The sequence below is a fragment of the Actinocatenispora thailandica genome (assembly GCF_016865425.1).
Lineage (GTDB): Bacteria > Actinomycetota > Actinomycetes > Mycobacteriales > Micromonosporaceae > Actinocatenispora > Actinocatenispora thailandica.
The window spans coordinates 5,035,548-5,062,507 of record NZ_AP023355.1 but is presented as its reverse complement, the minus strand read 5'-3'; the positions used below and the strand labels follow the sequence as shown (position 1 = coordinate 5,062,507).

Annotated in this window: 24 protein-coding genes; 15 read left to right on the top strand and 9 right to left on the bottom strand. The window is 73.7% G+C overall.

The window, feature by feature from the left end:
• Position 1 precedes the first annotated feature (1 nt).
• Positions 2 to 3,844, bottom strand: a complete 3,843-nt coding sequence (gene eccCa, locus Athai_RS22600) for a type VII secretion protein EccCa (protein WP_275422666.1) — start codon at positions 3,842 to 3,844, stop codon at positions 2 to 4.
• Between the two features lie 234 nt (positions 3,845 to 4,078).
• Between eccCa and eccD the strand changes: the two genes are divergently transcribed.
• The 4 genes from eccD to Athai_RS22580 all read left to right on the top strand — a co-directional run bounded on the left by eccD (position 4,079) and on the right by Athai_RS22580 (position 8,551).
• Positions 4,079 to 5,422 carry a type VII secretion integral membrane protein EccD gene (eccD, locus tag Athai_RS22595; protein ID WP_203963337.1) on the top strand — a complete coding sequence of 448 codons (1,344 nt, stop codon included), beginning with the start codon at positions 4,079 to 4,081 and terminating at the stop codon, positions 5,420 to 5,422.
• Between the two features lie 398 nt (positions 5,423 to 5,820).
• Entirely contained in the window at positions 5,821 to 6,780 is a 960-nt protein-coding gene (locus Athai_RS22590) for a MinD/ParA family ATP-binding protein (protein WP_203963336.1), read from the top strand.
• Positions 6,777 to 7,187 carry a hypothetical protein gene (locus Athai_RS22585; protein WP_203963335.1) on the top strand — a complete coding sequence of 137 codons (411 nt, stop codon included), beginning with the start codon at positions 6,777 to 6,779 and terminating at the stop codon, positions 7,185 to 7,187. Before Athai_RS22590 ends, Athai_RS22585 begins: the two co-directional genes overlap by 4 nt.
• A 179-nt stretch (positions 7,188 to 7,366) precedes the next feature.
• Entirely contained in the window at positions 7,367 to 8,551 is a 1,185-nt protein-coding gene (locus Athai_RS22580) for a Cmx/CmrA family chloramphenicol efflux MFS transporter (protein ID WP_203963334.1), read from the top strand.
• 50 nt (positions 8,552 to 8,601) lie between these two features.
• Here Athai_RS22580 and Athai_RS22575 read toward each other — a convergent pair whose 3' ends face one another.
• Positions 8,602 to 9,321, bottom strand: coding sequence for a helix-turn-helix domain-containing protein (locus Athai_RS22575; protein WP_203963333.1), 720 nt, complete (start codon positions 9,319 to 9,321; stop codon positions 8,602 to 8,604).
• 231 nt (positions 9,322 to 9,552) lie between these two features.
• Here Athai_RS22575 and Athai_RS22570 point away from each other — a divergent pair, with 231 nt between their 5' ends.
• Positions 9,553 to 10,215, top strand: coding sequence for a DUF4097 family beta strand repeat-containing protein (locus tag Athai_RS22570; RefSeq protein WP_203963332.1), 663 nt, complete (start codon positions 9,553 to 9,555; stop codon positions 10,213 to 10,215).
• 121 nt (positions 10,216 to 10,336) lie between these two features.
• Here the strand turns inward: Athai_RS22570 and Athai_RS22565 are convergent, their stop codons facing one another.
• Positions 10,337 to 11,212, bottom strand: a complete 876-nt coding sequence (locus tag Athai_RS22565) for a LysR family transcriptional regulator (RefSeq protein WP_203963331.1) — start codon at positions 11,210 to 11,212, stop codon at positions 10,337 to 10,339.
• 70 nt (positions 11,213 to 11,282) lie between these two features.
• Between Athai_RS22565 and Athai_RS22560 the strand changes: the two genes are divergently transcribed.
• The 6 genes from Athai_RS22560 to Athai_RS22535 all read left to right on the top strand — a co-directional run bounded on the left by Athai_RS22560 (position 11,283) and on the right by Athai_RS22535 (position 17,744).
• A complete protein-coding gene (locus tag Athai_RS22560; RefSeq protein WP_203963330.1) occupies positions 11,283 to 11,600 on the top strand; it encodes a hypothetical protein in 318 nt (105 codons plus the stop codon).
• A complete protein-coding gene (locus tag Athai_RS22555) occupies positions 11,597 to 12,379 on the top strand; it encodes an SDR family NAD(P)-dependent oxidoreductase (protein WP_203963329.1) in 783 nt (260 codons plus the stop codon). Before Athai_RS22560 ends, Athai_RS22555 begins: the two co-directional genes overlap by 4 nt.
• Entirely contained in the window at positions 12,376 to 13,371 is a 996-nt protein-coding gene (locus Athai_RS22550; RefSeq protein ID WP_203963328.1) for an amidohydrolase family protein, read from the top strand. Before Athai_RS22555 ends, Athai_RS22550 begins: the two co-directional genes overlap by 4 nt.
• A 212-nt stretch (positions 13,372 to 13,583) precedes the next feature.
• On the top strand, positions 13,584 to 14,642 hold the full coding sequence (locus tag Athai_RS22545; RefSeq protein ID WP_203963327.1) for a hypothetical protein: 1,059 nt from the start codon (positions 13,584 to 13,586) through the stop codon (positions 14,640 to 14,642).
• A 67-nt stretch (positions 14,643 to 14,709) separates the two neighbouring features.
• On the top strand, positions 14,710 to 16,413 hold the full coding sequence (locus tag Athai_RS22540; RefSeq protein ID WP_203963326.1) for a serine/threonine-protein kinase: 1,704 nt from the start codon (positions 14,710 to 14,712) through the stop codon (positions 16,411 to 16,413).
• The gene (locus tag Athai_RS22535) at positions 16,410 to 17,744 is read left to right on the top strand and encodes an AAA family ATPase (RefSeq protein ID WP_203963325.1); all 1,335 of its coding nucleotides are present in this window, start codon (positions 16,410 to 16,412) and stop codon (positions 17,742 to 17,744) included. Before Athai_RS22540 ends, Athai_RS22535 begins: the two co-directional genes overlap by 4 nt.
• Before the next feature lie 166 nt (positions 17,745 to 17,910).
• Here Athai_RS22535 and Athai_RS22530 read toward each other — a convergent pair whose 3' ends face one another.
• Positions 17,911 to 18,621 (bottom strand): MBL fold metallo-hydrolase, encoded by a 711-nt coding sequence (locus Athai_RS22530; RefSeq protein ID WP_203963324.1) that lies wholly within the window; start codon positions 18,619 to 18,621, stop codon positions 17,911 to 17,913.
• A gap of 184 nt (positions 18,622 to 18,805) precedes the next feature.
• Here Athai_RS22530 and Athai_RS22525 point away from each other — a divergent pair, with 184 nt between their 5' ends.
• Entirely contained in the window at positions 18,806 to 19,321 is a 516-nt protein-coding gene (locus tag Athai_RS22525; RefSeq protein ID WP_203963323.1) for a DUF2199 domain-containing protein, read from the top strand.
• A 13-nt stretch (positions 19,322 to 19,334) separates the two neighbouring features.
• Here Athai_RS22525 and Athai_RS22520 read toward each other — a convergent pair whose 3' ends face one another.
• Positions 19,335 to 20,816 carry a tol-pal system YbgF family protein gene (locus Athai_RS22520; protein WP_203963322.1) on the bottom strand — a complete coding sequence of 494 codons (1,482 nt, stop codon included), beginning with the start codon at positions 20,814 to 20,816 and terminating at the stop codon, positions 19,335 to 19,337.
• Positions 20,817 to 21,599: 783 nt separating this feature from the next.
• On the opposite strand from Athai_RS22520, the gene Athai_RS22515 reads away from it, so the two are divergent.
• Positions 21,600 to 21,983, top strand: a complete 384-nt coding sequence (locus Athai_RS22515; protein WP_203963321.1) for a VOC family protein — start codon at positions 21,600 to 21,602, stop codon at positions 21,981 to 21,983.
• A gap of 163 nt (positions 21,984 to 22,146) precedes the next feature.
• Here the strand turns inward: Athai_RS22515 and Athai_RS22510 are convergent, their stop codons facing one another.
• Positions 22,147 to 23,397, bottom strand: a complete 1,251-nt coding sequence (locus tag Athai_RS22510; RefSeq protein ID WP_203963320.1) for an MFS transporter — start codon at positions 23,395 to 23,397, stop codon at positions 22,147 to 22,149.
• Positions 23,398 to 23,565: 168 nt separating this feature from the next.
• Between Athai_RS22510 and Athai_RS22505 the strand changes: the two genes are divergently transcribed.
• Positions 23,566 to 24,015 carry a MarR family winged helix-turn-helix transcriptional regulator gene (locus Athai_RS22505; RefSeq protein ID WP_203963319.1) on the top strand — a complete coding sequence of 150 codons (450 nt, stop codon included), beginning with the start codon at positions 23,566 to 23,568 and terminating at the stop codon, positions 24,013 to 24,015.
• Here the strand turns inward: Athai_RS22505 and Athai_RS22500 are convergent, their stop codons facing one another.
• Entirely contained in the window at positions 24,016 to 24,318 is a 303-nt protein-coding gene (locus Athai_RS22500) for a hypothetical protein (RefSeq protein WP_203963318.1), read from the bottom strand. It lies immediately after the preceding gene.
• A 60-nt stretch (positions 24,319 to 24,378) separates the two neighbouring features.
• Here Athai_RS22500 and Athai_RS22495 point away from each other — a divergent pair, with 60 nt between their 5' ends.
• Positions 24,379 to 24,897, top strand: a complete 519-nt coding sequence (locus Athai_RS22495) for an alpha/beta fold hydrolase (RefSeq protein WP_203963317.1) — start codon at positions 24,379 to 24,381, stop codon at positions 24,895 to 24,897.
• A 115-nt stretch (positions 24,898 to 25,012) separates the two neighbouring features.
• On the opposite strand, the gene Athai_RS22490 is transcribed toward Athai_RS22495, so the two are convergent.
• Both Athai_RS22490 and Athai_RS22485 read right to left on the bottom strand, forming a co-directional pair.
• A complete protein-coding gene (locus tag Athai_RS22490) occupies positions 25,013 to 26,179 on the bottom strand; it encodes a mandelate racemase/muconate lactonizing enzyme family protein (protein WP_203963316.1) in 1,167 nt (388 codons plus the stop codon).
• Positions 26,180 to 26,192: 13 nt separating this feature from the next.
• Positions 26,193 to 26,942, bottom strand: a complete 750-nt coding sequence (locus Athai_RS22485; RefSeq protein WP_203963315.1) for an SDR family NAD(P)-dependent oxidoreductase — start codon at positions 26,940 to 26,942, stop codon at positions 26,193 to 26,195.
• Positions 26,943 to 26,960: the final 18 nt, after the last annotated feature.

The following is a 26,960-nucleotide window of genomic DNA, read 5'->3' as shown; positions in this document are numbered from 1 at the left end:
CTCACTGGTCGGGCGCCGCCCACGCGGTCTGCACCTGGGTGACGGCCCCGCTGCGGCTGGCATACAGGGCCCGGCCCTGCGGCAGTCGCTGCGAGGCCGCCCCGTTGACGAGCCGCCCTTCCATCCGGTCTCCGGAGAACAGCAGCCCCGGGGTGCTCAGGTCGTTGAGCGACTGCAGCAGCGGCTCGAACAGCACTCGGGAGGCGCCGCCGGTGCGGCGGGCCACGACCAGGTGGAAGCCGAGGTCGCGGGCCTGCGGGAGGTAGTCGACCAGCGGCAGCAGCGGGTTGCCGGAACCGGTGGCCACCAGGTCGTAGTCGTCCACCACGTACAGCACCTCCAGGCCCTTCCACCAGCTACGGGTGCGCAGCTGTTCGGAGGTGACGTCGGGTCCGGGCAGGCGCTGTGCCAGCGAACCGGCGATCTCCTGGGCCACCTGGGTGGTCTGCTGCTGTGCGGTGCAGTAGGCCAGCAGGTACTCCGGCGGCACCACGTCGAGCAGGGTGCGCCGGTAGTCGACCAGCACGATGCCGAGCTGCGCGGGCGAGCGGCGGGCCAGGTACCCGTCGATCAGCACCCGAAGCAGATTGGTCTTGCCGGTCTCACCGTCGCCGTACACGAGCAGGTGCGGGTCGCCGCTCTCCAGGTCCACGCCGACCGGTTCGAGATCGCGTTCGGAGACGCCGATCGGGACGCCGATGTCGTCCGGCGATGCCGGTGGCAGCTGCGCCGCGGGAAGCAGCGTCGGCAGCACGTGCACCCGGGCCACGCCCCGCGGCCAGCGTTCGGTGACGGCCCGAACGAGCGCTCGCTGCGCCGCGGCCAGACCGTCGACGGTGGCCTCTCCGTCGATGCGTGGCAGCGCGAACTGCACGATCAGGTTGCCCTCGATCAGTGCACGTCCCGGTGTCTGTTTGTCGATCTGTTGCATCACGGTGCGGTCGAACTGGGTGTCGAAGGCGTCGTTGAGGCGCAGGTCGATGTGGCCGCTGAACGACGACTGCATCCGCATCCGGAGCTGCATGCTCTGGGTGACCGCCAGCACGACGTGCACGCCGTAGTTGAGGCCCCGGGCGGCGATGTCGCCGACCACGTCCTCCAGCAGTTCGTACTCGTCGCGGAACGACGCCCAGCCGTCGATCACCAGGAAGACGTCCCCGGGGGTGTCGGCCGGCAGCCGGCCGTCGGCGCGGGCCGCGCGCAGGTCGCTGGCGGAGCTGATGTGCTGCTCGCGGAACAGGTCCTCACGCCGGTCGACCAGGGTGGAAACCTCGCCGATGATGCGACGCAGCCGTTCCGGGTCGCTGCGGGTGGCCACGCCCGCCACGTGCGGCAGCTCGGCGAGCGGTTGCAGCCCGCCGCCGCCGAAGTCGATGCAGTAGGCGACCACGTCACCGGGCGCGTAGCGCAGCGCCAGCGAGCAGAGCAGGGTGCGCAGCACCGTGCTCTTGCCGGACTGCGGGGCGCCGTTGACGACCAGGTTCCCGCTCGCGCCACCGAAGTCCCACTCCAGCGGGAACTGCGCCTGCCTGGTCGGGTCGTCGACGAGCCCGAGGGCTGCTGCGACGGTACCGGCCGCGGCCCGGGCGGTCGGTTGCTGCACCCGGTCCAGCGGCAGGGCGGCCGGCAGCGGGTCGAGCCACACCGAGCGTACCGAGGTGCCCGCGCCGGCGATCCGGTCGACCAGCACGTCGAGGACCGACGGCCGGTCCGGCTCGCTGGGCGCCCCGACCGCGGCGTCGGTGCCCTGGTCGGCCGACCGGTCGGTCGAGAGCCAAGCGCCCAGACCGTTGGTCGACACGTACGGCACGACCGGTGCGGGCCGGGTGATGGCCTGGGCCGGCGGCTGGTACGGCGCGGAGACCAGCGCGGCCTTGAACCGGGTGAACACCGTGGTGTCGACCTTCAGGTAGCCGGAGCCCGGCTCGGGTGGCAGCTGGTACGCGTCCGGGACGCCGATGGCTTCTCGGCTCTCGGCATCGGAGAAGGTGCGCAGCCCGATCCGGTAGGACAGGTGCGACTCCAGGCCGCGGATCTTGCCCATCTCCAGCCGTTGGGTGGCGAGCAGCAGGTGCACCCCGATCGACCGGCCGATCCGGCCGACGGCCACGAACATCTCGGCGAAGTCGGGCCGCGCGGTCAGCAGCTCGCTGAACTCGTCGATGATCACGAGCAGCTCGGGCAGGGGTTCCAGCGGCGCACCACGGTCCCGCAGCGCCTGGTAGGCGACCGCGTTGGGCAGGTTGCCGGCCTGCTTGAGCAGCTCCTGCCGGCGCTGCATCTCGCCGTACAGCGCGTCGCGCATCCGGTCGACGAGGCTCAGGTCGTCCTGCAGGTTGGTGATCATCCCGGCCAGATGCGGCAACCGGTCCATGCTGGCGAAGGTGGCGCCGCCCTTGAAGTCGACCAGCAACATCGCCAGCCGATCGGGCGAATGGTTGATCGCCAGCGAGGAAACCAGGGTACGCAGCAGCTCGGACTTGCCGGAACCGGTGGCACCGACGATCAGCCCGTGCGGGCCCATGCCGCCGTGCGCCGACTCCTTGAGGTCCAGCATCACGAGCCGGCGCTCACCGTCGACACCGATCGGTACCCGCAGGAAGTCCCGCGGCGGGCGGGGCTGCCAGGTCGTGCCCGGATCGAGGGTGCCGGCGTCCGGGACGCCGAGGATCTCCGGCAGACCCACCGTGTCGCTCAGCGCGTCCGCGGTGTCCTCGCTGGCGGCCCGCAGCGGCGCGAGCAGCCGTGCCAGCGCGGGCAACAGGCCGGGTTCAGGCCGGTCGACCGAGACGCGGCGGCCGGTCGACTCCAGTACGGCGGTAGCGTCGGGTCCGACGAGGATCCGGTCGTCGACGGTTTCCGGCTCCTCCCGCCGATGCCCGAGCAGCAGCACCAGATGAACACCGAGATCCGCCAGCGACACCGTGGGGTCCGGCGAGTGCAGGCCCCACACGCTGGACAGGTGCTCGCCGTCGACGACCACGACCAGCTGGCGCTGGTTGGTCGAACGCTGCCCCCGCCTGCGCTGCAAGGCATCCAACCGATTCTGGATCTCCGCATCGAGCAACTCGGCCAGCGCCGGTACGCTGGCCGCCACCAGGCGGCCGGCCAGTGCGCCGTCGGCGATCGCGGGCTCCTGGCAGTGCGGTGCCCACTTGGCCCAGTCCCATGGCGGTGCATGGCGTTCGTCGCGCACCACGGCCAGCTGCACGTCCTCCGGCGAATGGAAGGTCAGCAGCTGCGCGATCAGCGATCCGGCCACCGCCCGGGCGCCCGCCCGGTCACCGACCACGCTCAGCACGCCCAGTTCGCGCAGCCCCAACCAGACCGGCTGATCGTGCAGCACGGAGTATCGCCCGCGCAGGTCGTGCGCGACCTGTTGGCAGACCGGATCGACCGCCGCCAGCGGCGTCTCGGCACTGGCCATCCGCAGCGGGGTGGCGAGCGGCTGGTCGCCGACACCGAACCGCAACTGCAGGAAATCGTCGTCGGTCCGTCGCCGCTCCCAGCGGCGCGCGTCGAGCCGGGCGATGTCCAGCAGCCGGGCGGTGTCCGGATGCGACCATCGGCCGGCTCGCCGCTGCACGCCGATCGTCGCCCGGGCACCGGTGCGAACGTGCTCGATGTAGTCGAGGTAGCGTTCCCGCGCCTCCCGGGTCTCCCGGCGCGGACCGCTGCGCTGGCTGATCAGCATGATCGCCCCCACCGCAACGGATGCGACGAGGAACAGCAGCCCGGCCACCGCGTACAGCGGCTTGCCGCGGTTGGTCAGCGTCACCAGCAGCGAACCGGCACCGCTGACCACCGGCATGATGATCATCGAGATGCTCATCGCCGTCGACATCGGACGGTGCTGGCCCGGCGGGTCGCTGATCGTCACCGGCTCGGTCGGAACGCGGGGCGGCGCGATCCGCGCCGGTCTGCGCACCAGTGCCACAGCCACTTCTGCTCACCGCCTGAGATTCGCCTGCTCGAATGTCGCGTGCGCGGGTGCCGCTGCCAGCATCGAAGACTCGGTGCTGGACAACGCGTTTACCGTCCGAACCGAACGTATCCGGCTCTGTCAAAGGAGAGTAGCGTGTCCACCGCCTACAGTCGCATCACCTTGGTCAGCGACACCAGGCGCGTCGACCTCGCCCTGCCTTCCACAGTGCCGATGTCGACGCTGATCCCGCAAGTCCTTCGGTTGTGCGCGCCGGCGCAGCAACCGAAAGAGCCGGCATCCTGGTCGTTGCTGCCGACCGGCGGGCGACCGTTAAGGCTGGACCAGAGCCTGGACGACGCCGGCGTCGCGGACGGTGACCTGCTGGAACTGGTCGACCTGCCCAGCGAGACGCGGCCGGCCTACGTGGCGGACGCGCGGGACGCGGTCGAGGATGCGGTCGACGAGGTCGGTCCGCACTGGGGGACCCGGGCCAGCATCGGGTGCGCGCTCGCGACGCTGTTGGTGTCGTTGTGCGCCATGCTGTTGCTGCCGGCGAGCTGGTCGACCCGGCAGCTCGGCAGCCTGGCCGGTGCGGCCCTCGCGGCGGCGATCCTGGCCGTTGCCGGCTGGTTCGCCGCACGCCGCCGGTACCGGCTGCTGCCCGAGGCGTTGCTGGCGGCGGCGGCCTCGTGGGGCGCCGCGGCCGGCTGGCTCGCCGCGGGGTGGCCGCACTGGCCGCCCGCCGCCCGGTATGCCGGCGCTGCAGTCGGACTCGCGGTGTCGGTGGCGATCGCGCGGGTCCTGACCTCGCGCGCCACCGGTCACGTCGGCGCTGCGGTACCGCTCTTCCTGGCCGGGGTCGGTGTCGGCGTCACCGCCGGTTGGTCGGCCGATCCGATCACGGCCGTACGGCTGGCCAGCCTGCTGGTTCCGCTCGCCATCGGGGTGGTGCCGCGGCTGTCGCTCGCAGTCGGCGGGCTGGCCGTCGCGGACTACCGGATCCGCCACGCCGAACTGGTCGATCACGACCAACTCGGCCGGCTCGTCGAACGCAGCTCGGCGCTGATCACCGGCGGCCTGGCCGGACTGGCGATGGTGGCGGTGGCCTCGGCCGCCGTACTGTCTCGCTCCGGCGGTGGTTGGGATCGGTGGCTCGCACTCGGCCTCGGCGTCGCGATGCTGCTGCGTTCCCGGCTGTTCTCGCAGTTGCGACACGTGATCGCCCTACGCACGGCGGGCCTGGCCGCATTGGTCTGCCTGCTGGTCGAGTGGGCGCTGGGGGAGCCCGATGCGGCTCGGTGGCTGGTCGCGATGGTGGCGGTGGCCGGCGTGCTCGTCGCCGCGGTCACCGCGATCCCGCTGTCCGAGATCACCCGGACCCGGGTCCGGCAACTGCTGAACTGGGCCGAGATCCCCACCATCGGCTGCCTGGTGCTGGTGACCGCGGCAGCGGCCGGTGTGTTCGACCGGGTGGCCACGATCGCCGGTATCGGCTGACCGACAGGGAGATTTCGATGACCGAGGACGACGACGGGCGCCGCGAGGTCGAGGTGGCGCAGCGCCGGCAAGCCCAGGACGCCGCGGGGGAGTTGGCTCGGATGGGTATCGATCCCACCGCCGTCGGCCTCGCCGCACCGCGGTACGGCGAGGCTCCGACGGGCCGGATTCGCGGCGTGGCTTCGCTTCCGGTGCCGGGGACGAGCCCTGCCGCGGCACCGCCCGCCGCGGTCCCGGCGGGCGCATCGCGGCCGGCAACGAGCCAGGTCGCGGCGCGGCCGATGCTCGGTGGTTTACCCGGGCGGCACGGCCCGCCGTGGCCGCCGGAACCCTCGCCGGCGGCGAGGTCGATCAGTCCGACCCCTCCGCCGCGCGAACCGCCGCCTGCGTACGGCACGATGCTGAGCCGACCGCTGAATCCGGCCGCACTCGCCGTCCCGGACGGCACGTACCGTGCGGCCCGCGAGATCGCCGCGGCACCGGGGCCGGGCGTCGCGGTGCCCGCCGCGTGGCGGCGTGCCGTCCGCGCAGCCAGCTTCGGACTGGTCACCCTTGATGGCGCGGCGGCGGTGCAACGCGAGCGTCGGCTGCTGGCCGGCCTGCAGGCCCGGCAGCGGCAGCCCCGGATGGTGGCGTTCGTCTCCAGCAAGGGCGGGGTCGGGGTGACCGCCACGGCCGCTGGCGTGGCGCTGACCCTCGCCGCGATCCGCGGTGATCGCACCGTGCTGGTCGACGTCCGGACCGGTACCGAATCGCTCGGCCGGCGCCTGGCCGGCCGCCCGGCGCCGTCGGTCGCCGACCTGGCCGGGGGCGACGGCCAGCCGCTGGGCACGCCGCTGCCGGCCACCTCCCGGCTGTACCTTGTGGACGGTGCCGCGTGGCACGCCCCGGTGAGCCGCGGCGAGTTGATGAACCTGTTGGGGGACCTCCGCGACGGGTATCCGTTCACCATCCTGGACGGCGGCAACGACGCCAGCGACGCCACGCAGGCCGCGGTGGGTCGGGCGGATCAGGTCGTGCTGGTCACGTCGGCCACGCCGGATGCGGTCGACGCGACCAGGCTCGCTCTCGGCCGCATCTACCAGACGCACCCGATGAATCTCGAGCGGCTCGTCATCGCGATCGTGTGCCTGACGGCCCGCTCGTACCGGCAGACCGCGCGGGCGTTGCGCCGAAAGCTCGACGCCCGGCCCGCCGCCCTGTTGCCCGTTCCGTACGACCGGCGGCTAGCCCGGGGCGAGCGGATCGATCTCGACGCGGTACGGCCTGCCACCCGCGAGGCCTACCTGACGATCGCCGCGTCGATCACGACCCCACCCGCCCGCGGCGCGGTGGACACGACACCGAGGGCATCATGACGGCACCTGATCCGGTGCGTCCGGCACCGCCGGTGCGACCCGACTCGGAGCGCTCCGCGATCGAGGCGGACGTGCTGCGGCGCCGGCAACTGCGGGCGGCGCTGCTGCACGGCTCGTCTCGTACCTGGCGGGACCGTCGTCGCATCTGGCCGGCGGCCATCGCCGGTGCCGTGGCGGTCGCGGTCATCGTCGCGGCCATCGCGGTCGCCGGCGCCTTCGCCAAGCAACAGCGTTCGGACAGGCAGCAGGAGAAGCAGCCCCATGCCGTCGGCCGGTATCCACCCGACGATTCGGCCCGGTTCGGCACGGCGCGATCCGCCGTGCTGTGGTCGGCGCTTGCCCCGCAGCGGCCGGCCGGTGCGGGGCGGGCGAACAAAGTGGGTGCGGTGGCGGGCCGGGGCCGGTAGCGTCCGGCGCATGGTGAGTCCGGAGTCGGATGAGGTGGGGGCTTTCGGTCACCACCCGTCAGCCCCCTGAGCCGCTGATCCACCGGTACCACCGGGTCGCTGCATGCGCCGGTGGGCTCGGGCGCTGGCCCTGGTGACGAGATGCCGTCGGTTGCCTCTCCTCATCCCGGAGCCGTTCGATGCCTCTTCCGCTCTACCTGCTTGCCCTGGCGGTCTTCGCCATGGGTACCTCGGAGTTCATGCTCGCCGGCCTGCTGCCGGCCATCGCCGCCGATCTGGGCGTACCTGTCGGTACGGCCGGCACGCTCGGCTCGGCGTTCGCGGTCGGCATGGTCGTCGGCGCGCCGCTGGTGGCCGGGCTCGCCCGGTCCTGGCCGCGGCGTTCCAGCCTGGCCGGGTTCCTGCTGGTGTTCGCGGCGGCGCACGTCGTCGGCGCGACGGTGCCCAGCTTTCCGGTCCTGTTCGGTACCCGCGTGGTGGCCGCGCTGGCGAACGCGGGGTTTCTCGCGGTCGCACTGACCACCGCCGCGACCCTGGTACCGCCGGACCGGAAGGGACGCGCGCTCGGCGTCCTGCTGTCCGGTACCACGATGGCCACGATCGCCGGTGTCCCGGCTGGCTCGCTGCTCGGTGCGGCCTTCGGTTGGCGCGCCACGTTCTGGGCGGTGGCCGCGGTGTGCCTGCCGGCGGTCGCCGGTGTCCTGCACGGGATCCCCAGGTCGCCGAGGCCGCGTGCCGCGGAGTCGGCCGGGCCGTCGTTGCGTACGGAGCTGGGCGTGCTCAGGCGGCGGCGACTGTTGCTGGTGATGCTGCTCGGAGCGCTGGTCAACGCCGCGACCTTCGCCAGTTTCACCTTCCTCGCCCCGGTCGTGACCGGTACCGCGGGCCTGGATCGGTTGTGGGTCCCGGTCGTACTGGTGCTGTTCGGCGCCGGGTCGTTCGCCGGCATCACGGTGGCGGGTCGGCTCTCCGACGCCCGTCCCGGCCTGGTGGTCGCGATCGCCGGCCCGCTGCTGCTGGTCGGCTGGCCGGCGCTGGCGCTGCTGGCGTGGGAGCCGGTCGCCCTGCCGGTCCTGGTGTTCGCCCAGGCGATGCTGTCGTTCGCGCTGGGCAGCACGCTGATCGCGCGGGTGCTGTACGAGGCGACCGGTGCGGCCACGATGGCCGGCGGGTACGCCACCGCAGCGCTCAACCTCGGCGCCGCCGTCGGGCCGCTGGTCGCCGCGATCGCTCTCACCACCCGGCTGGGCGAGCTCGGTCCACTGTGGACAAGCGGGCTGCTGGTGCTGGTCGCGTTGCTGATCGCCGCGCCGTGTCGTCGCTCGGTCTCCGGTACCGGCGGCGCCGGGCGCGGACCGCGGTAGCCCGGGTTCCCGCCGACGCCGGGTTCGGGCAGGTCGGCGATGCGCTCCGGTCAGCCGTGGCGTCCGGGGTCTTCGGTGGTGAGCACCTCGCGAGCCTGGTTGGCGGCCCGGGTGATGTTCTCACCGACGAAGTCCATGAACCGGGCGATGTTCTCCAACCGGACCGCCGCGGCGCCGCCGAGGACGTCGACGCCGCGGCGGGCGGTCTCGGCGAACTCGGCGTGCGAGCGGGCACTGGCGATCATCGACTGGTACCAGACGTCGTTGTCGACGACGTAGTGTTCCCGCCGGCGCTCGTCGCGTTCCCGGCGCACCAGCTTCTGGCTCTCCAGGAACGACACCGCCTTGGACACCGACGCCGCGCTGATCTGCAGGTGCCGGGCGAGTTCGGCGGCGGTGAGGCTGCCCGCTTCGGTGGTGAACAGGCAGGTCAGCACCCGCGCGGTCATCTTCGGCAGGCCCTGCTGCATGAGCAGGGTGGTGAACGCCTCCTCGTACTCGCGGATCGCCTCGGGGTCCCGGCCGTCGACCGGCCGGACGGTCTGGACGCTGCGGGGCGCGGCCGGACGGCGCCGGTGTGCCCGGCGTTCGGTGGCGCGGTGGGCGAGGTCGGCGCGGTAGCCGGTGGGGCCGCCGTTGCGCAGCACCTCCCGGGTGATCGTCGAGGTCGGCCGGTCGAGCCGGCGGGCGATCTCCGCGTAGGCGAGGCCGTCGCCGAGCCCCAGTGCGATCTGTTGGCGTTCCTGTTGGGTGAGCCTGCCTCCGGGCACCGCCGCCTCCTCGTCTGCTGGTGCCCGCGAGCATAGCGTTCACTCCTCATTCATTGCAACACGGAGGTGACCAGATGTTGCGTTAGATCCTCATCTGTTGCAACGATTATGCGGCGTTCACCTGCATGAATGCTCAACCAACGCAACAGGCATGTTGCCAAATATGGAAAGGCAACGTAGCGTTTCTGGTGTTGGAAAACAGAGGGCGACACCGATTCACGGGAGCACACGATGCAGAAGTTCGACACCACCGCACCGATCACCGCGACGCTGGACATCCCGGCCGGGCGCGTGCAGTTCATCGCCGCCGACCGCGCCGACACCACCGTGGAGGTCCGTCCCGCCAACGCCACGAAGAAGCGCGACGTGGCGCTGGCCGAGGAGACCACGATCGAGTACCGCGACGGCACGCTGCGGATCGAGGCGCCCACCCGCAACCAGTACTTCGGGCCGTCCGGGTCGATCGAGGTCACGGTGCAACTGCCCACCGGTTCGCGGATCGAGGCCAAGACCGCCAGCGCGGAGTTCCGCGGCGTCGGCCGGCTCGGCGACATCGTCTACGACAGCAAGCACGGCCCGATCAAGATCGACGAGGCGGACAGCGCGCACCTGTCCACACTCGCCGGTGACGTGGTCGTCGGCCGGCTCAACGGGGCCGCCGAGATCAGCACCAGCAAGGGCGACATCCGGATCGACGAGGCGGTCCGCGGCACGGTGATCGTGCGCACCGACGCCGGAGACCTGTCGGTGACCGCCGCGCCGGGCGTGTCCGCCGAGTTCAAGGGCGGCACCCGCTACGGCGTGATCCACGAGGCGCTGCGCAACGACGGCACCATCGCGCTGACCATCCACGCCACCACCTCGTACGGCAACATCACCGCCCGCAGCCGCTGATCGCGCGGGCCGGCACCCCGCACCGGGGTGCCGGCCCGCCCGTCGGAAAGCGCGCCCGGTTCCTGGTTCCGCGTCCACGGTGGACGGTGGGGACGGACGGAACCGGGCGCGGCGGTGTGTCCTATCCGGCGGAGGTGGCTTCGGCGTCGCGGAGGGCTGCGCCGGGCAGACCGCGGGCGGCGGCGACGAAGGAGGCGACCGGGCGGCGGTGGTCGTGGTCGTTCCAGGCGAGGGCGAGGCTGCTCGGCGGAGCGTCGGTCACCGGAACGCACACCAGCCCGGGCGGCACCGGCTCGATCAGCGAGCGGGGCAGCACCCCGACCATCCGGTTCACCCGGATCAGCTGCGCCAGCTGCAACACGTCGGCGACCTGCGGGCCGGTACCGTCGCCGCCCGGGACGCCCTGCCAGCTCGGCCGCGTCTCGTCGGCCAGGTCGGCCATCCGTACCGAGGTGCGCTCGGCGAGCCGATGCCCGGCGGCGACGATCGCGACGCGTTCCTCGGTCAGCAGCGTCACGTGCGCCAGGCCGTCCAGGTCGTCGAACGGCACGTAGAGCAGGCCGACATCGGCCCGGCCGTCGCGCAGGAAGTCGCTGCGGTCGGCCGGGCCGCTGAACAGGATGTCGACCCGGCGGGCGTCGGGCTGGTGGGAGTAGGCGGCGAGCAGCCCGGACAGCAGCCCCGCGTCGCCGCCGGGCTTGAGTACCAGCCGCAGCGGGGCCTGCCGGTCGCCGGCGCGCCGGGCGTTGCGCACCGCGGCGGCGACCGCGTTGACCGCATGCCGCCCGTACTCCTGCAGCGCGGTGCCGGCCGCGGTGAGCTCGACGCGCCGGCTGGACCGGACGAACAGCGCGACGCCGAGCCGGCTCTCGATGCGCCGGATCGCCTTCGACAGCGCCGGCTGAGCGATCGACAGCCGTACCGCGGCGCGGCCGAAATGCAGCTCGTCGGCGACGGCCAGGAAGTACTCCAGCTCGCGCGTCTCCAGCTCAATCATGCCTGCAGGTTATCGCCGAAGACCGGATCCGTCTTGGACACGTGCCGCTGATCATGGCCAGAATCGAGGCATGGTCAACCACACGATGATCGTCTCGTTCGATCAACCACTGCCCGACGCCGACCTCGATCAGTACCTCGCAGACATCGAAAAGGCCATGATCGACACCGGCCTCGTCCGGTCGGTCGTGACCCGGCGGCACCTGCCGGTACCGGGCGAGGAGGCCATCCCGGCGCTGATCGCCACCGCCATCGTCCAGGTCACCGTCGTCGACCGCGACGCGCTGGCCGCGGCGTTCCGCGCACCGGGCCTGCACGAGCTCATCGACCGCTGGCAGGCGCGCCACCCGTACCAGGTCGCCTGGGCCAACCACGAGCCGCTGGCATGACCGGCCGCGACGCACCGGCCGCGCCCGGCCGCGCCTTCGCCGGCCGGGTCGGCCTGGTCACCGGCGCCGGCAGCGGCATCGGCCGGGCCGCGGCGATCGAGTTCGCCCGGCAGGGCGCCGCCGTCGCCGTGCTCGACCTCGACCAGGACACCGCGGCCGAGACCACCGACATGATCACCAGCGCCGGCGGCACGGCAAGCGCGGTGCCCGTCGACATCGCCGACGAGGATTCGGTCCGCGCGGCGGTGCGGCGCACGGTCGACACCCTCGGCCCCCTCGACTTCGCCGTCAACAACGCCGGCCTGGCCTCGCACCACCGGCAACTCGACGAGATGACGCGCGCCGAGTTCGAACGGGTGGTCCAGGTCAACCTGGTCGGCACCTACCTGTGCCTGAAGTACCAGCTGCCCGAGCTGCGGCAACACGGCGGCGGCGCGATCGTCAACGTGGCCTCCAACGGCGGCCTGTCCGCGATCCCGCACGCGCCCGCCTACGTCGCCGCCAAGCACGGCATCGTCGGGCTGACCAGGGCCGCCGCCGTCGACTACGCCGACGGGCACATCCGGGTCAACGCGGTGTGTCCCGGCCCGACCCGCACGCCCGGCTTCGAGCAGGTGGCCGGCGGTACCGGCATGGTCGCCCAACTGGAGGCGAGCACCCCGCTCGGCCGGCTCGCCACCCCGGCCGAGGCCGCCGCCGCGGCGGTCTGGCTGTGCTCGGACGCCGCGTCGTTCGTGACCGGGGTCGCGCTGTCGGTCGACGGCGGGCGTCGGGCATGAGGGTCGTCGCCGTCGAGGAACACGTCGCCTCCGAGCGGTTCCTCCGGATCGCGCACGGCCTGGCGGTGGTGCCGGGAGACGAGACGGAGATGACGCTGATGCGGGCGGTGGAGCGTGACCCCGCGCTACGCAGCTCGCTCGTCGACCTCGACGCCCGGCTGCAGACGATGGACGCCCTCGGCCAGGACATGGCGGTACTGAGCATCAACCCGCCCGGCGTGCAGCCGTACCCGGCAGCCGACGCGGTACCGCTGGCCCGGGACCTCAACGACGAACTGGCCGCCATCGTGGGCCAACATCCCGGCCGGTTCGGTGCGCTCGCCACCGTCGCGCCGCAGGACCCGGCCGCCGCGGCCGCCGAGATCGAACGGGCGATGGGAGCGCTGGGGCTGCTCGGCATCATGATCAACTCGCACACCGGAGGGCACTACCTCGACGATCCGCGGTTCGCGCCGCTGCTGGCCGCGGCCGAGGAGCACCGGGCGCCGATCTACCTGCACCCGCGCGCGCCGAGCATGCTCGACGCCTACCGCGACCACGGACTGCCCGGCGCGATCTGGGGCTACCAGGCCGAGGCCGGCCTGCACGCGATGCGGCTCATCCTCAGCGGCACCCTCGACCGGTACCCGGAGCTGACCATCGTGCTGGGCCACCTCGGCGAAGGCATCCCGTACTGGCTGCGCCGCATCGACAACCGGCACGCATTCGCGGCGCGCACCGCGGGTGCCGCGACGCCGATGCCGCACCTGTCGCTGACCCCGAGCGAGTACTTCCGGCGCAACTTCGTCATCACCACCAGCGGCATCGACGACCCGGACGTCCTCACCCTCGCACTGCGTACCGTCGGCGCCGACCGCATCATGTTCGCCATCGACACGCCGTACGAGGACCCGCGGGCCGCGCTGTCGTTCCTGCGTACCGCGCCGCTGACCGACGACCAGCGCACCGCCATCGCGCACCGCACCGCCGACCGGGTCTTCGCCCGGGCCTGAGGCGACCACCCGGACGGCAGCTGCCGGCAACTCGCCGGATCCATCGGGCCCCGCGTACCTGCCGGGACGGGTGGCCGGGCTCGGCGCCGACCTGGCTCGCGTGGCCGGGCCGGCTCGCGTGGCCGCGCCGGCTCGCGTGGCCGGCCCGGCACGTGCGAACGGGGCTGTCGGGGGTGCGCGGTAGCGTCGTGGGTCATGCGTGAGGGGGGATCGTGAGTTCACCGGCGTTGGCGGCGTGGCGCGGCGGCTTCGGGCGGGCGGAGCTGACCGCGCGGCGGGTCGCCGGGCTGCTGGAGGTGCCCGGGTGTGCCCGGCGCGAGGTGCTCGACGCCGCCGAACTGCCGCTGCCCGAGGTGGCCGGCCTGCTGGGTTGCCCGCCGCCGCGGCTGAGCCCGTTCGTGCACGCGCGGCGGCGCCGGTTCGACGCGGTGTGCACCGACGACGAGCTGGCGGTGCTGCTGCCGCTGGTCCGTGACGGACTCGACCTGCCGATCGACCGCGGCCGGGTGCACCAGGTGCCCGGCGCGGAGGTCGCCGAGCGGGCCGCGGCCACCCGGCGGCTGCTCGCCGAGCAACCCGAGCACACTCTGCTACTGCTGCGCGATCCGGTGCTGCCGCTGCGGCTGGGCGACCGCGAGCAGTGGCTGACGCTGGACGCCCTGCTGGTCACCGGCTCGCGACCGCGGCACGTCGTTGCTCTGCGCACCTTCCCGCGCCAGGACGGCGTGGCAGATCCGGCGCAGGTGGCGGCCGCCGCCCGGGAGATCGCCGCGAGCGTGCTGGCGCTGCGCGCACTCAGCGAGGTGTCCGGGCGCGCCCTGCTGGTGCTGCCGGAGAACGCGTCGCTGCGACCGGTCGCCGCGCCGCTGACCGTCACCCCGCAGCTGGCCCGGCTCACCGCGCTGGTGCGTACCGCCGGTGACAGCGCCCGGCTCGCGGAGCTGCTCACCGACGCCCCCGCGCTGCCCGACCCGGTTGCCGGCGACGCACCGGCCCGAACCGCCGCCGCGGTCACCGCGCTGCCGCACCGGTTCGGCGACGGCTGCCTGCGTTGTGACCTGTTCACCTTCTGCCGTGGCGAGCAGGAGACTGCCCAGGCCATCGGCCGGCTCGGTACCGCGGTGGGCAACGCCTGCGCCTCGGTGCCCACCGTCGACGCCGCGCTCGCGCTCGCCGACGGCAGCCGCGCCCCGGCCGGCGCCGCCGAGACCGCGCTCGCCGACGGGCTGTCCCGCGCCGCCCGCGCCCTCGAACTGGCCGCCGCCCGATGACCGCGACCCGGCCCCTCGCCCGCCGACCGAACAGCGCCCCGCCCGACCGGCCGGCGGCGGTGCCGCGATGAGCGACCTCGCCACCTACCGGCGGCTGCTCGCCCGCCGGCAGCGGCGCGCGGTGCCGGCCGCCGCCCGCTGCCACCCCTACCTGGCCGGCGAACCGCTGGTGATCGTCGGATACCACCTGGCGGGGGAGCCCGCCGCGCCGCTCGCCCTGCGGTACGGGACGGCGCCCGGCCGGTGGCGCACCGTCGTGGTGCCCGAACCGCGCGACCGCACGCTGCGCTTCGCCGCGCTCGCCACCTTCGGCGCCGACCTGCGCGACCACCTCGCCGGGTTCGCCGACCGCGACGAAGTGCCGGTGCTGGACCGCCGCGGCGTGGCGACCGACACCGAGCAGATCTGCCGGCGTGCCCCACAGCTGTTGGTGCCCAACGCGACGACCGCCGGCTGGCTGTGCGACACCCTCGGCCGCTCGCTGCGCTACCTGCGCACCGACGGCGAGCACCCGGTCGATCCGGTACTGCCGGCCGTCGGCGGGGACCTGAGCTTCTTCGCCACCCGGCGGGTGCTGCCCGGCTCCGCGCTGGTGCTCGCCGCCGGCGACCTGCTGACCACCCACTGGGTCACCGGGCAGCTGCCGGCCGAGGACGCCAACCTGCACGCCGCCCTCGCCTGGGTCGACCCGCAGCACCACACCGCCCCGGCCGCCGCGGTACCGGCTGGTCGCGAGCCCGATGCGGCCGCCGGCGAACAGCGGCCCGACGGGGTCTCGGCGGCGCTGGCGGCCGAGTCGCTGCCGCCGGCCGGGCCGGTGCCCGACCCGCACTTCGACGCGACACGGCTGGCCCCGGTGATCGAGCGGTACCACGCCGACGGCGACGAGGCCACCCTCACCGCCCTGCTGGACGAGGCGCTCGACCCGGCCTGGCGAGCCACCTGGCGGGTCCGGGAGCTGGTCGCGGCCCTGCCGCCGGCCGCGCACGCCGAACCGCGCTGGGATTCCGACCGCCGCGCCTGGACCCACCACCTCGACCGGGTCGCCGCCGGTACCGCGCACTTCAGCGCCCGACTCGACCAGCTGCGCGCGTTCCGGTTCCTCGGCGAGCTGGAGTCGCGTACCGCGGCGCTGGAACGCCAGATGGCGCTGGACGATCCGCTGGTGCTCGCCGGCTACGTCGCGTCCGGCGAGGCGCTGTCCGGGCAGCTCGTGGCCCGCGACCACGAACGCCGCGAGCTCAACGCCCGCGGCAGCAAGGTGCTGCGCCCGCTGCTGCGGATCCGGCCGCACCTCGCGTTCGACCGCCCGGCCGGTACCGAGCTGTGGTTGGTCGACCGCCCCGGCGTCCAGGTGCGGACGGGCCGGATCGGCGCGGACGGCGCCATCGACTGCATCGTGGTCAAGGGGATGGGACGCACCCCGCAGCAGGCGGATGCGGCGCTGCCGGCGGTCGGCGCCGACGTGACCCTCGCCCCGTTCGGTCCGCAACCGGTCTTCGGCGACACCCTGCCCGACGACCTGCCCTGGACGCACCGGGCCCGCGAGACCGACGACGGCGACGGACCGGCCGTCGGCCCCGAGCCGGTCGCCGGCCCGGAACCCGTCCCCGGTCCCGAGCCGGTCGCTGGCCCCGAGCCGGCCGTCGGCCCGAAACCCGTCGCTGGCCCCGAGCCGGTCGCCGGCCCGGAGGCGGTCGCTGGCCCGGAACCGCTCGGTTCGGCCCCGGATCGGGACGGCCTCGACGATCGCCGGGAGGGCGGGCGATGACCGGGCTGCGCACCGAATCGCCGGGCGCCGCGCACGCTGCGGCCGCCGAACGCACCTGGTCCTACCTGACCGGCGGCGCGCGCACCGTGGTCGTCGACTCGCCGCCGGGCGCCGGGAAGTCGACGCTGGTGCGGCAGCTGACCGCCCGGCTGGTCGACACCGGCGTCCAGGTGCCGGTCATCACCCAGACCAACGACCAGGCCGACGACCTGGCCGCGGCGATCGCCGCCGCGGTCGCGCCGGCCCGGGTCGGCCGGCTGCACGCCGGCGGCTACGTCCCCCCGACGGCGGACGCCGGCGCGGCGCCGGTGGCGTACGCGACGAAGGCGGCCGAGCTGAGCGGTTGCGCCGTGCTGGTGGCCACCGCGGCGAAGTGGGCGTTCGTCGACGCGGCCGACCAGCACTTCGGTCTGGGCATCGTCGACGAGGCGTACCAGATGTCGTCGGCCGCGCTGGTGCGGGTGGCCGAGCTGTTCGACCGGTTGCTGCTGGTCGGCGATCCGGGCCAGTTGTCACCGTTCACGGTCGCCGACGAGCACGTGCTCCGCTCGTACGCGACGTGGCCGCTGGACACCGCGGCCGGCACCATCCTGCGCAACCATCCGGACACCCCGGTGGTGCCGCTGCCGGTGTCCTGGCGGCTGCCGCCCAGCGCCGCTTCGCTGGTCTCGGATTCCTTCTACACCAGGGCGTTTCGCGCCGGTACCGAGCCCGGGCAGCGCTCGTTGCGGATCGCGGCACCGGGCACCGACGCGTACGGGGAGGTGCTGGCGACGGCGGCCGACACCGGCTGGGGCCTGCTGGAGCTGCCCGAGGCGTACCTGCCGCGCACCGACCCGGCCGCCGTCGCCGCCATCGCGACCCTGGTGACCCGGCTGCTCGGCACCGAGGTGTCCACAGTGGACGAGTCGGGCTCCGGCACGCTGACCGCCGAGCAGCTCGCCGTCGGGGTGACCCACCGCGACCAGCGCGCGTTCGTCACCGCAGCGCTCGCCGAGCGCGGCATCGCCCCCGGCACGGTCACCGTCGACACCGCGAACCGCCTGCAGGGACGGCAGTACGAGCTGGTCGTGGCCTGGCATCCGCTGTCCGGTCGGCGCGATGCGTCGGCGTTCCACCTGGAGGCCGGCCGGTTGTGCGTGCTGGCCTCCCGGCACCGGCACGCCTGCGTGGTGGTCTCCCGCGCCGGTGTCGCCGACCAGCTCGCCGCCTATCCCGCCGACGAACCGGTCTGGCTCGGCGCCGACCCGCCGCAGGTCGACGGCTGGTCGGCGAACCTCACCTTCCAATCCCACCTCGACACCGTTCGGGTCCCGCTGCCGGCCACCTGACCGCCGAACCGGGTGCCGGAACCCGTCGGGCCGGCAGGCCCCGGGACACCGGATCGATCGACCATGCCCGGCGGGTGCGTGACACCAAGAGACCGGGTGCTCGCCGGATCCCGGCCGGTGCCATGGCATCGGCCGGACCGCAGGCGAGGTGGGGTCGTGATGCTGGTCAGCCGAGCGGGTCGGGCACGGTTCGTGCGGTGGCGGCCAGCCGCAGCGCACTGGTCGCCGCGCCGAGCAGCGGTCGGCCGTGGCCGAAGCAGACCACGTCGGCGGCAAGCTCGCCCAGCCGCCGGAACGAGCGCTTGGCCAGCTCCCGGTCGCAGTTGAACGGGCCGAGCAGCACGGCCCCGTCGTGCTCGGCGGCGATGTCCCCGGTGAACAGCACACCGGCCGCCGGCAGGTGCAGCGCGATGCTGCCGGGCGTGTGGCCCGGCGTGGCGACGACGTGTGCGCCGAGGTCGGCGAGGGTCTGTGCGTCGTCGAGTTCGTGGTCCACCCGCGCGGGCGGCGCGTCCGGCAGGCCATCGGACACCTGTGCGTGCAGCGTGCGCTCGGCGGGGGTGAGCATCGCCTCCGCGCCGGCCCGCTCGCCGCGGACGACCGGGGCGTCGGCGCGGTGCGCGAACACCCGGACGTTCGGCCAGCCGGCGATCTCCGCGGCGGACCCGGCATGGTCGGCGTGCCAGTGCGTCAGCACGAGATGGGTGACGGCATCACGGCCCAGACCCCACTCCCGCAGCGCCCCGGCGATCGCGTCGCCGGTGCCCATTCGGCCGGTGTCGACCAGCAACACCCCACCGGAGTGACGCAACAGGTAGGCCTGCCCGGGAGCGCCGACCACCATCCGCAGGTCCGGACGCAGCTCGACGATCTCCATGCGCCCCACCGTATCCGCCGATGCCGGTACCGGCACTCGTCTTCGCTCAGGGCAGAGCCGCCGGGCGATCGGTACCCGGCCGGTGTCCGAACGCATCACGCACCGGGCGCCCGCCGGACACGTCACCGTGGCCAGCGAGCCCCACCGCGGGGCGCCGGAAGCGAAACTCGTTAGGCTGCTACGGATGACGAGCGAGCTCGGTTACCTCTGCTCCCGCTGCGGCGTCCAGCACGCGGAACTACCCACGAGCTACGGCACCGCCGCGCCGGATGTCTGGGATGCGAGCCTCGAGAGCCGGGCCGACAGCATGCTCTCGGACGACCTGTGCGTCGTGCGAGACCAGCACTTCTTCATCAAGGGCCTGATCGAGATCCCGGTCGTCGGCAGCGACGAGGTGTTCTGCTGGGGCGTGTGGGTGTCGCTGAGCCGGGACAGCTACTCCCGCGCCGTCGACCGGTGGGAAGAGCCGGGGCGGGAGCGGGAGCGGCCGTACTTCGGCTGGTTGAGCACCGAGCTGGCGGTCTACTCGCCCGGCACCACCAACCTGGCGACGAACGTGCACACCCGGCCGGTCGGTGAGCGCCCGTTCGTCGAACTGGAACCCACCGACCACCCGCTCGCCGTCGAGCAGCGTACCGGGATCGGACCGGACCGGATCCGCGCGATCGCCGCGGCCGTCCGGCACGGTGGCGGCCGCTGACGCTGCGCTGTCCTCAGTGGACGACGAGGGACCGGAACGCGGCGCGGATGTCGCCGGTGGAGGGGTCGACCGACTGCTTGGTGGACGGATCGGAGTTGTAGTAGGGCTCCGTGGTGGTGTAGTCGAGCACCTGCGGGCAACTGGAGCCGCCGATCTGGATCGTCCGGTCGGCGACCTTGCGGCCGGTGCGCAGCTCGTACACCTGCACCGGCAGCGCGATCTTGTAGAACGTCACGTCGATCGGCGAGCCGGGATGCGCATTGCTCTGGTATGGGCAGGTGCGGGTCGCGCTGCCGCGCTTCTCGTCGCCGACGCAGGCGATCAGCGCCGCCTTGGTGGTGTCGTCGGTCCGCCAGGACGACGGTAGCTTGCCGGTGTAATCGTCGCCGCCGAAGAACATCGCGCGGTTGGTGCCCTTGCGGTAATGCGTGGCGTCCGGGTACTTCTCCGGCGCCCGGCAGTACTGCGGCCAGCCGCCTTCCATCGGGCCGGACAGCAGCGAGTCGATGTGGTCCAGCTCGATCTTCTTGTCCGCCCTGGTGACCCCGGTGCGGGCCCTCCCGTCCCGCGGATCGTCCGGGTACTGGGTGAGCAACTGCCGGTACCGCTTCTTCGCCGGCGCCCACTTGCCGTCGGACATCAGGCTGTCGCCGCAGCCGAGCAGTGCGGCCGGCGCGGTGCGCGGTACCACCTTCCGGGCGCGGTCGAGCAGCGTGTGGTCGGGTGTCCGGGCACGCAGCCAGTCGGTGATGGCCGCGGTGTGGCAGGCATCGTGGGTGGGCAGCCCGGCGAGGAACGCGGTCAGCGCCCGGTCGACCATCCTGTCGTGGCCGGGCAGGTCGTGCAGCACGCCGGCCAGCCCGTCGAAACCCTTGGCCAGCGAGTCGGTGTCGGCCGACCGCAGCCCGCTGCGCAGGCTCGCACCGGCCGCGGCGACCCGGTCGCAGGCCACCCTGGTGTGGTCGGCGCGCACGGTGAGCGGGGCGTCGGCGAGCGCGTCGCCGAACCCGATGCGGGCCAGCGCGGCGCGGGCCGCCGTGCAGTCGCCGTCGCGGCGCGCGGCGCTGAGCGCACCGTCGATGGTCTGCGCATCGAACCGCAGGAACGCCAGCCCGAGCAGCACCGGTACCACGAAGCACAGTGCGGTCACCCGCTGCCGGAGCACCCCGGTGCGCGGCGCGGTGCCGCCGCCGAGGTACCAGCCGTGCGCGATCAGCGCGAGCCACCAGAGGCCGATCACGATCTCGAACCACCCGGTACGGAACGCGCTGGTCGCGAGCAGCAGGAGGACCAGCGTGATCAGGTCGGCGAGGACGGCCAGCCCGCGCCGGTGCAGCAGCACGTACCCGACGCCGAGCAGCGACGCGTTGCCCAGCGCCGCCGCCAGCCGGTCGTGGTACCGGGGCGGTGCCGGTGGCTTCGCCGGCCAGGACGGTGCTCCCGGCGGTGTCGCCGGCGATCCGAAACCGCCCGTGGCGCCGGCGGATCCGGGCACCCCGGGTGGCAGCCCGCCCAGGCTCGGCGGCGGGCCCGCGGCATCGCCCGGCGGCAGTTCGGGGCCCGGCGGCAGCCCGGCGGCCGGCGGCAGTTCGGGGCCTGGCGGCAGCCCGGAACTTGGCGACGGCTCGGGAGTGGCCGGGAGCCCGGGGTTCGGCGGTAGCTCAGGCGTCGGCGGGAGCCCGGGGGCCGGTGGTTGCCCGGGGCTCGGCGGCGGATCCGCGGTCGGTGTCTCGCCGCCGGGTTCGGCGGGACGGCTCCAGGGACTCGGTTCGGTGGGCGTCCCGTCCTGCATGGTGCGTTCCTCCATCGCCGCGGTGTCGCGCGTGTCGTCCCTGCTCCGCTGGCGGTGGCCAGTCCCGCAGGCCGCGGGCAGCCGAGCCGTGGGGCCGGCGGGTGTGTGGCGCCGACCGTTGGCGACAGGGGATCGGATCAACGGTCGAATTCTAGGCGGGACCGGACGCACCGAACAACGCTGTTGTGGAGGGGCGCAAACGCGCAGCCCGACGGCGTACCGCCGGGCGCGCGCCCCGCCGTGCGGCGGCCCCGTGGCGTGTTGCTGGGCGGCGGTGTCCGCCTGTTCGGCTACCCCATGGTGCGTCGGCGCGCGGCGGCGACCCATCCGGCGGTCACCCCTCTCGCCATCGCTCGGCGTGACGGGGGTGCGGCCGTCGCTTGCCCGCATGTCGCTGCGGCCAGCGGGACCGGACGCCTGGTGCGATGAGAATCGGGGTGTTCGATCGTCTGACCGGTGAGGACCCCCGTGTCGAGGAGGTACGTGATGAGCAATCCCGTGGTCGGGGTGCCGGTGGTCGGCATCCCGGTGGCAGATCAGGACAAGGCGGTCGAGTTCTACACCGACGCCTTCGGGTTCACCGTCCGGATGGACATGCCGCTGCCGCAGCTGGGTAGCCGGTGGATCGTGCTCGCGCCGGCCGGCGCCGACGCCGCCGCCACCGGGATCGCCCTGGTCCAGGCGGGTGACGGGCTGCCGGCCGGGGTCGAGACCGGCATCCGGCTCGCGGTGGCCGACGCCGCCGCGAAGCACGCCGAGCTGGCCGGGCGGGGTGTCGGCGTGGGCGAGTTGCTGCGCTGGCAGGGTGCCCCGCCGATGTTCACGGTCACCGATCCCGACGGCAACGGCCTGGAGATCGTCGAGCAGTGAGACGGCCGGCGCCGCCCTCATGTCGCGGCCGGCGCCAGCGGGCGCCGCGGTGCTGCCGGCCTCCGGCGGCAGCGCCCAGCTGCCCACGGACGGCCACCGACGCCTGTCCGTGGGCGGTCCGACTCCGCCCGCTGGTCGCGGCCGGCGCGCCGGGCAGAACCGCTCAGGCGCTCGCCGGGCCGAGCGGTGACGGGTCGGCGTCCGGGTTCGGTGCGCGGAGCGCCGCGGTCGCGGGCTCGGGTTCGCGGCTGCCGGTCGGCTCGGTCCGGCCGGAGCGGCGATCCAGCAGCACCGAGACGACGGCGAGCAGCAGCGCGCCCGCGGCCATCGCGGCGCCGACCACGGTGGCGGCGGGGTAGCCGAATCCCGCCGAGATGACCAGGCCGCCGAGTGCGGCGGCGATCGCGTTGCCGAGGTTGAACGCGCCGATGTTGACCGCCGAGGCCAGCGTCGGAGCTGCCGGCGCGGTGTCGATGATGCGCTTCTGCAGCGGCGGTACGGTCGTGAACCCGAGCGCGCCGATCAGCGCGACGGTGACGGCGGCACCGATGCGGGTGTGCCCGGTGAGGGTGAAGGCGCCCAGTACCACCGCGAGCGCGGCCAGCGCCACCAGCAGCGTGGGCATCAGTCGCCGGTCGGCGAGCCGGCCGCCGAGCAGGTTGCCGGCGACCATGCCGGCGCCGAACAGGACCTGCAGCCACATCACGGCGCCCGGCGGGTACCCGGCGACGGTGGTCATCAGCGGGGCGAGGTAGGTGACGGCGGTGAACACGCCGCCGAAGCCGAGCACGGTCATGCCCATGGCGAGCAGTACCTGCGGGTTGCGCAGCGCGCGGGTCTCGTGCCGCAGCCGCACGCCGGCCGGGCGCGGCAGCCGCGGTACCAGGGTGGCGATGCCGGCGAGGCCGGCGAGGCCGAGCGCGGCGATGAGCAGGAACGTGGTGCGCCAGCCGAGTTGCTGGCCGACGAACGTACCGAGGGGGACGCCGACGACGTTGGCGAGGGTCAGGCCGCTGAACATCAGCGAGATCGCCGCGGCGCGGCGGGCCGGCGCGACCAACTCGGCGGCGACGACGGCGCCGATGCCGAAGAACGCGCCGTGGGTGAGCGAGGTGACGAGGCGACCGCCGAGCACCAGTCCGTAGACCGGGGCGAGCGCGGTGATCACGTTGCCGGCCACGAACAGCCCCATCAGCAGCATCAGCATCGGCCGCCGCGCGACGCGGGTGCCCAGTGCGGTCATCACGGGGGCGCCGATGAGCACGCCCAGGGCGTACCCGCTGACCAGCTGGCCGGCGGTGGGGATCGAGGTGTGGAGGCTGCCGGCGATGTCCGGAAGCAGTCCCATCGGGGCGAATTCGGTGGTACCGATGCCGAATGCGCCGATCGCGAGCGCGATCAGGGCGAGTGGCATGCCGTCCTCCAGTTGCAGGAGCGTTCATTGACTCCACGAAGGTAATTGCACACGCCTGATAATTGCAAGCGCGGGCTATATTCGTGAGCGGGTAATGTGGCGATGATCGCCGGGCGCCCGTCCCGGGCGCGCACCTGGCCAGGGAGCGCGGTAGCACGGAGGTGGGGGATGAGCACACGTACCCGGCGCACCGGGCTGGCGCAGGGCTGGTGCGCGCTGTCGCTGCTGCACGACCGCATCGACGCCCGCGTCGAGCGCGCCCTGCAGGACGGGCACGAGCTCAGCGTGCGCGAGTTCTCGCTGCTCGACGTGCTCAGCCGGCAGCACGACGGGCCCGGCGGCCACCTGCGGATGAGCCAGGTCGCCGAGGCGGTGGTGCTCAGCCAGAGCGCCACCACCCGGCTCGTCGGCCGGTTGGAGGACCGCGGCCTGCTCTCCCGCTACCTGTGCCCGGACGACCGCCGCGGCATCTACACCGACGTCACCCCCGCCGGCGCCAGCCTGCTGGAAGCCGCGCGCCCCACCAACGACGCCGCGCTGCGCGAAGCGCTCGACGCTGCGCTCGACGACCCCGACCTCGCTCCGCTCGCCCGCGCGGTGGAGTCGCTGCACGTTTGATCAGGCGCCGGCCGCCGCCTCGGTACGCCGCTCGCCGGTCCGGCGCGCCGTCCGCCCGCCCGGCAGCAGGAACGCCGCGGCGAACGCGAGCGCGAGCATCGCGATGCCGACCCACAGCGCCGCCGCGAGCGCCGCACCGTACGCGCCGGGGCCGGACCCGGCGCCGCTCGCGAGCCGGCGGAAGAACACACTCCCGATCGCGGCCACCCCGATCGAGGCACCGAGCTGGCTGGTGGTACCGAACAGCGCCGAACCGGTACCGGCCCGGTCCGGGGGCAGGTCGTGCATCGTCAGTACCGCCACCGGTGAGGCCGTGAGGCCCATCCCGGCCGCGCCGACCACGATGCCGGCTATCCACCGGACGTGTTGGCCGACGACGGGCTCGCCCTGATCGACCGGCTCGGCCTCGACGAGTACGACCTCGGCGGCGTCTCGCTCGGCGGCCAGGTCGTGCTGCGGATGCTGGTGCGCGGCGCCCGTCCCCGCCGCGCGGTACTGGTCGGCCAGGGCATCGACACCATCACCGCCGCGACCGGCCGGACCGGCACCTACCGTGCCGCGATGACCGCGATCATCGACGGCCAACCGCTCGCGCCCGGCACACCGGAGGCGAACCTGGCGTACTGGGTCGGCCGGCTCGGCAACGACCCGCAGGCGCTGCTGCACGTCCTGGACAGCCGGGTGGCCACCGCGCGGGACGCCCTGCGCGAGCTGGCCTGCCCGACACTGGTGGCGCTCGGCGAGCAGGACCACGACCACGCCTCCGCCGACGAGCTCGCCGCCGCGCTGCCCGACGCCCGCTTCCTGCGGGTGCCCGGCGACCACTTCACCTCCCTGGCCGCGCCGGAACTGCGCACCGCCATCGCCGCCTTCCTCGGTTGAGCGGCTGCCGGCGTGCGTGGCCCAGCCGCCGTCCGTCGATCGAACGACCGGGGCCCCGGCTGCACGGCCGGGAGCCCTGTCGATGCGGTCCGCGGCGTCGACCCCACCGGGGCGGTCAGTAGGTGCCGATCAGGTAGCGATCCACGACCCCGTCGTCCAGCCGCAGCCCCAGACCCGGCCGGTCGGGTACCGACAGCTGCCCGTCCCGGAACGCCGGCCGGTCGATGCTCAGCGCGTCCCGCAACGGGTTGGGCAGCCGGTTGTACTCGTAGACGCGCAGGTTCGGGGTGGCGGCCATGACCGCGAGCGCGGCGTGCATGTTGATCGCCGAGCCCACTCCGTGCGGGGCGATGTCGACGTGGAACGCCGAGGCGAGCGCGGCGATCCGGATGGTCTCGGTGATGCCACCGCAACGCGCCAGGTTCGGCATCACCACGTCGATCGCACCGAGCCGCAGCGAGTCGCGTACGTCGAAGCGGGTGAAGTGGGTCTCGCCGTTGACGATGGTCAGGCCGGTCCGGCGGCGCAGCTCGGCCAGCCCGGCGAGGTCGTCGACCGGCAGCGGCTCCTCGTACCAGTCGATGCCCAGATCCCGGAGCAGGTAACCGATCCGGGTCGCCTCGTCGAGCTGGTAGGCGCAGTTCGCGTCCACCAGTACGTCGATGCCGGCACCGACGGCGTCCCGCACCGCCCGCAGGTGGGCGCCGTCGATCCGCTGCCCGCGGCCGATCTTGACCTTGACGGCGCGGAAGCCGTCCGCGACGTATGCCTGCGCCCGGCGGGCCGAGTCCGCCGGGTCGGCCAGCAACGGCACCGGGCTCGCGTAGCAGTCGATGCGCTCCCGCACCGGCCCGCCGAGCAGCCGGTACACCGGCTGGCCGAGTACCTTGCCGCGCAGATCCCACAGTGCCTGGTCGACCCCGGCGACGGCCTCCAGGAAGAAGCCGCGGTTGTGCCCGCCGGCGGCCTGCGCCTGGTACATCCGTTGCCACAGCGCGGTGGTGGCCAGCGCGTCGGCGCCGACCAGCAGCGGAGCGAGCACGGTGGCGACACAGGTCGCGGTCACCTGCGGTGCGGGCAGCCCGTACGCCTCGCCGACACCCACGGTGCCGTCCTCGGCGTACACCCTGACCACCGTGGCGTACTGACCGCGCCGCGGCAGCACGCGGTGACTCGATGCGGGATGTACCAACCAGTCCGGCACCTCGTCGAACATCTCGTCGAAGCGGGCCTCCAGCGCCAGGCACTCGATCTTGGCGATCCGTAACGTCTGCTGACTCACGTGGTTCTCCGGTTCAGTCGAGGTACAGGCCGCCGTTGATGTCGACGATCTCGCCGGTGATCGCCGCCGCCTGCGGGGCGCACAGGAACGTGACCAGGCTGGCCACTTCCTCGGGCGTGGTGAACCGCCCGGCCGGTATCCGCGCGGCGAGTTCGGCCCGCCGGGCCTCGTCGTGCGCGCTGCGCAGCAGTTCGGTGTCGACGATGCCGGGCGCGACGCCGTTGACGGTGACGCCTGCGGCGGCGAACTCGACCGCGAGGTTGTGGATCAGCCCGGTCAGCCCGGCCTTTGCCGCGGCGTACGAGGCGTTGTCGGCGTAGATCGGCGCCGACTTGCCGGCGAACGAGCAGAGGTTGACGATCCGCCCCCACCCCGCGACCTGCATCGCCGGCAGGCAGGTCCGCGCGCACAGGAACGGGCCGGTCAGGTTCACCCCGACGACCTGCTCCCAGCGTCGCACGGAGGTGTCCAGGGTCGCCGCCGGCAGGCTGATCCCGGCGTTGTTGACCAGGATGTGCGGCCCGCCGTGCCGCTGGGTGACCGCGCCGACGAGGTTGGTGACCGACTCCTCGTCGGTCACGTCGACGGCCAGGGCGTGCGCGCCGGCCCCGATCCGCGCGGCCTGCGCGCGGGCCGGCTCGAGGTCGCGGTCGGCCAGCACCACGGTCGCGCCCGCGCCGGCGAGGCTGCCCGCGATGGCCGTGCCGATGCCGCGCGCCGCGCCGGTCACGATCGCGGTACGGCCGGTGAGATCTATCCGCATGGGTACTCCTTGTCGAGG

Bases quoted from the DNA above. Each gene is read 5' to 3' on its own strand.
- eccCa (WP_275422666.1), bottom strand. From the start codon at position 3,844: ATGTCGACGGCGATGAGCATCTCGATGATCATCATGCCGGTGGTCAGC.
- Athai_RS22590 (WP_203963336.1), top strand. From the start codon at position 5,821: ATGCTGAGCCGACCGCTGAATCCGGCCGCACTCGCCGTCCCGGACGGC.
- Athai_RS22585 (WP_203963335.1), top strand. From the start codon at position 6,777: ATGACGGCACCTGATCCGGTGCGTCCGGCACCGCCGGTGCGACCCGAC.
- Athai_RS22580 (WP_203963334.1), top strand. From the start codon at position 7,367: ATGCCTCTTCCGCTCTACCTGCTTGCCCTGGCGGTCTTCGCCATGGGT.
- Athai_RS22570 (WP_203963332.1), top strand. From the start codon at position 9,553: ATGCAGAAGTTCGACACCACCGCACCGATCACCGCGACGCTGGACATC.
- Athai_RS22565 (WP_203963331.1), bottom strand. From the start codon at position 11,212: ATGATTGAGCTGGAGACGCGCGAGCTGGAGTACTTCCTGGCCGTCGCC.
- Athai_RS22560 (WP_203963330.1), top strand. From the start codon at position 11,283: ATGGTCAACCACACGATGATCGTCTCGTTCGATCAACCACTGCCCGAC.
- Athai_RS22555 (WP_203963329.1), top strand. From the start codon at position 11,597: ATGACCGGCCGCGACGCACCGGCCGCGCCCGGCCGCGCCTTCGCCGGC.
- Athai_RS22550 (WP_203963328.1), top strand. From the start codon at position 12,376: ATGAGGGTCGTCGCCGTCGAGGAACACGTCGCCTCCGAGCGGTTCCTC.
- Athai_RS22540 (WP_203963326.1), top strand. From the start codon at position 14,710: ATGAGCGACCTCGCCACCTACCGGCGGCTGCTCGCCCGCCGGCAGCGG.
- Athai_RS22535 (WP_203963325.1), top strand. From the start codon at position 16,410: ATGACCGGGCTGCGCACCGAATCGCCGGGCGCCGCGCACGCTGCGGCC.
- Athai_RS22530 (WP_203963324.1), bottom strand. From the start codon at position 18,621: ATGGAGATCGTCGAGCTGCGTCCGGACCTGCGGATGGTGGTCGGCGCT.
- Athai_RS22525 (WP_203963323.1), top strand. From the start codon at position 18,806: ATGACGAGCGAGCTCGGTTACCTCTGCTCCCGCTGCGGCGTCCAGCAC.
- Athai_RS22515 (WP_203963321.1), top strand. From the start codon at position 21,600: ATGAGCAATCCCGTGGTCGGGGTGCCGGTGGTCGGCATCCCGGTGGCA.
- Athai_RS22510 (WP_203963320.1), bottom strand. From the start codon at position 23,397: ATGCCACTCGCCCTGATCGCGCTCGCGATCGGCGCATTCGGCATCGGT.
- Athai_RS22505 (WP_203963319.1), top strand. From the start codon at position 23,566: ATGAGCACACGTACCCGGCGCACCGGGCTGGCGCAGGGCTGGTGCGCG.
- Athai_RS22485 (WP_203963315.1), bottom strand. From the start codon at position 26,942: ATGCGGATAGATCTCACCGGCCGTACCGCGATCGTGACCGGCGCGGCG.